This is a genomic window from Paenibacillus dendritiformis, assembly GCF_015845845.1.
In the GTDB taxonomy this organism is placed as follows: Bacteria; Bacillota; Bacilli; order Paenibacillales; family Paenibacillaceae; genus Paenibacillus_B; species Paenibacillus_B dendritiformis_C.
The window spans coordinates 1-3506 of the sequence record NZ_LDIG01000281.1 but is presented as its reverse complement, the minus strand read 5'-3'; the positions used below and the strand labels follow the sequence as shown (position 1 = coordinate 3506).

At 49.4% G+C, this 3506-nt stretch carries 3 protein-coding genes; all 3 read left to right on the top strand.

Features of this window, described 5'->3' with window-relative positions:
• Positions 1 to 1190, top strand: a 1190-nt coding sequence (locus tag ABD76_RS27665) for an IS4 family transposase (protein ID WP_242069277.1), incomplete at its 5' end; no start/stop codon positions are given.
• Positions 1191 to 1480: 290 nt separating this feature from the next.
• On the top strand, positions 1481 to 2161 hold the full coding sequence (locus tag ABD76_RS27660; RefSeq protein ID WP_197260102.1) for a hypothetical protein: 681 nt from the start codon (positions 1481 to 1483) through the stop codon (positions 2159 to 2161).
• Positions 2158 to 3506, top strand: a 1349-nt coding sequence (locus tag ABD76_RS27655; protein ID WP_197260101.1) for a phage baseplate assembly protein V, incomplete at its 3' end; no start/stop codon positions are given. The genes ABD76_RS27660 and ABD76_RS27655, both read left to right, overlap by 4 nt.

The window sequence follows — 3506 nt, the reverse complement described above, 5'->3', positions numbered from 1 at the left end:
AAAAAAGCCGCACACCCGGTAAAATGTTTGTACGCCTACAAACTCAACCGAAGAAAGGTGGCGACTCCATGAAAAAGTCTACCACGATCCTGTCCATCCTTCAATCCGTTTTGCCTGCAGAAGAAATCGATTCTGCAATCGAACTCGCCGGCTATAAAGACAAGGCCCGCAAGTTTACCGTCCATCATTTGCTACAATATTGGGCGATGGCTGCCTCTGAACAATGGGATAGCTACCGTTCAGGTGTGGTTCATGCAGCAGCCAGCGGCTTGCTTCCTGTCCATTATTCCAGTTTTTCCGGAAAGGCAGCTGAGGTTCCCTTTGCTGTATTCAAGGAGCTCCTACACCGGCTCATCCAAACCTGTAATCGTCAAACGACCCGAAAGCTGGCCTTTCCTAAAGAATTGCTTTTGATTGACTCGACGACCGTAACGGTAGGAAAAACTCGCTTGCCCTGGGCCCCTTACCATGGTGAGCGTTCGGGCATTAAGCTACATGTTTCTTTGCAAGCCCAATGCGACTCCCCTCTAAACGTGGTCGAAACGGTTGGTTCGAAACATGATGGTCCGCTCTGTGAAAGCTTAACCCATTTGGATTACATTATGGTTATGGACCGGGCTTACGGGAAGCTCGAACGATTAGATCGTTTCAAAGAAGAAGGTCAATCCTTTGTCGTTCGACTGCGTGATAACGTTCATCTTGAAAAACCACGTGCTCTACGCCGGCAAAAAGAGCCTAACAGCCCGGTCATCCGGGACATTACGTGCCAACTTGGAACAGAGCAATGTCGATCCAAGAAGCGGCATCGCGTCGTTACCTTCCAAGATTTCGATGGCCGAGAACTCCGCGTCGTTACCGATCTCATGCAAGTGACCCCAGAAGAAATCGCACAGATGTATAAAGCCCGGTGGCAAATCGAGGTTTTCTTTCGCTGGATCAAGCAGCACTTGAATATCCCTACTTTGTTCGGGACAACTGAAAATGCCGTGTACGGGCAGCTGTTTGTAGCTCTCATCGTTTACGTGTTACTCAAATGGTTATTTGATACCACTCAAGGGGTCGTATCTAGGCATCAAAAGCTGTCCTTTATTCACTTTGCACGTCTATTTAGGCTAAATTCCCTTCCTCCCGAATGGCTCGTTAAGATGCAGAGGATAAGAGAAAAATTCAGCCCTGCCGGGCTTGTTTGAGTTACACAATTTGGTTAATCAACATGTCTGATCCCGCAGGATTTTACGGACATCCGTGTTGGACGATGCATCGATAACGGTCCAATGGAATCTTTCTGGGGAACTCTAAAATGCCTTCATGCCAACTTAGCTATCAGCCCACGATAAAAACCGTGGGCTTTCTTGCTCAGAAAAAAATCTGTAAAAAAATCTCTCTTCTGGCCGATACATACTTAAGATGGGTATTGTTAAATATATCCTCCCAATTTTGTTTTCTGAAGTCATATTTCTAAGAAGAAGGGACTACTCTTATGAATTACATGGACGAGCAGATCCTTAGCATCAAAAACAAGCTTCATCATTATGCTGCATCTAATAACAATAACGAAAATACGATCCTATCTCAGACGACTGTCAACGATCACGATCAAACGATAACGGAACAAAAATCGGCGTTATGGCTGGGCGATGACCTCATTCCATTGGAAATGAGAGTGATTATGGACGGGCAATTAGAGGTAAGCGTCCCGAAATTGTTCAAGCTCATGCCGCTGGCGCAGGCCAAGTTTAAATACCCTTCAGAGCATCGGCCGGAGGTCATTTATACTTCGGAGGATGGGACGGTGAATATCACCTTTAATCGAACGGAAACCCCTTTGGCGGTCGAGGAGCTTCCTGAGTTTGTCGAGCAGATGGCAGATGTTCTGCGGTCTGTACAACCGATCCGCAACTGGATGGGGACTCAAGTGGTGGTGAATCGTTCCGGTCTATCCATCGGGCTCATCCGTTTTATCGCTGCGGGCGTGGATACGAATTTGTACAATGAAATACTGCTTTTTGTCCATACAGGGCAAGTGATGATGGGGACGTTTAACTGTATGGAGTCGGACATGAAGGCATGGCTGCCTGTAGCGGAAAATACGGTCCAATCGCTTCATCCGGTGCCATCGCCCTTGCATTCTACGTGGAAGAAAGGAGCGGGTTCGCTATGAGCCTGGGCTACGATAATATCTTGATCCATCCCTATAAGCTGGTCGAACTGGAGCAGCTTACCCTCATGAAGAAGATTAACGAGCATACCCGGCTGTATTTTACCGGAATTATCCCGGAAGAGATGCGGGACAGCTATGTGGAAGAGACGGAGAAGAACACGGTCATTGAGGTGAGTCTGCGGGATGAATCGGGCGACAGCAAGCCGCTATTCAGCGGGATCGCGCTTTCGGTCGAAGTACAGGTCGTTCGGGGCGTGTACTATCTCAGGGTCGAGGCCATTTCTCATACCTACCGGATGGATATCCAGCAGCGCACCCGTTCTTTTCAATATACCAAAATGACGATTCCCCAGATGCTGGAGATCATTGGCGCGGATTATGAAGGGCTGGACGTCATTGATGGAGCGACAGCCGGAGAGCCTATCGGGCGGATGGCTATCCAGTACCAGGAGACGGACTGGGCTTTTTTACGACGCATGGCTTCCCGATATCATACAAGTCTGATGCCTGTGGCCCGTTTTGACAGTCCCAAATTTTATTTTGGCATTGAGGACAGCCCGGCACAGGCGGTGCTGGATCATACCCGTTATACCGTGCGCAAGCAAATGCTGCCTTTCCGTTATTTTCAGCAGAACGAGCAGGCAAAGGTGGACGAAAATGATTTTATTGTGTATGAGGTAGAGACGGACGAGGTGCTGGATTTGGGGGCCCGGTTGGCTTTTCAGGGACACAGTTTGTTTGTCATTCAGGCCTATTCGGAGATGAGGCAGGGGCTGCTGCGGCATCAATATGTGCTTACCTCGTACAAAGGCTTGCGGCAGAAATGCTACTATCAGGAAAAACTGGCGGGTGCTTCGTTAGGCGGGGTGGTCGTGGACGTGCGTCAGGATCAGGTGCGTATCCATCTGGATTGCGACGAGAAGCAGGAGGTCGATCAGGCGCATTGGTTTCCTTATTCAGCGGTGTATAGCGGCGGGGGACATACAGGCTGGTACGTGATGCCGGAAATAGGGGATCCGGTTTATTTGTATTTTCCAGGCAGCCGTGAAGAGGATGGGGTTGCGGGAAGTGCGGTTCGACGGGCGGGCAGAGAGCGCGGACACAACAAGTTTTCCAATCCGCAGATGAAAATCTGGCGAACGCCTCATGGAAAAGAAATTCGTCTGGGACCGGATGAACTGGTTGTGTCGGGGAAGGATGGCGCTATTTTTATCAAGCTGGACGATAGCGAAGGCATTCATATTGTGAGCAATAAGCAGGTGAATATATCGGCGGGCGGCAACCTGAGCTTGTCCGCCGGGAAAAAGATGAGTTTGTCCGCAGGCAGCGAGCTGCGTATGGAGTG

Excerpts from the sequence above, each read along its gene's own strand:
- ABD76_RS27660 (WP_197260102.1), top strand. The coding sequence starts at position 1,481 with ATGAATTACATGGACGAGCAGATCCTTAGCATCAAAAACAAGCTTCAT.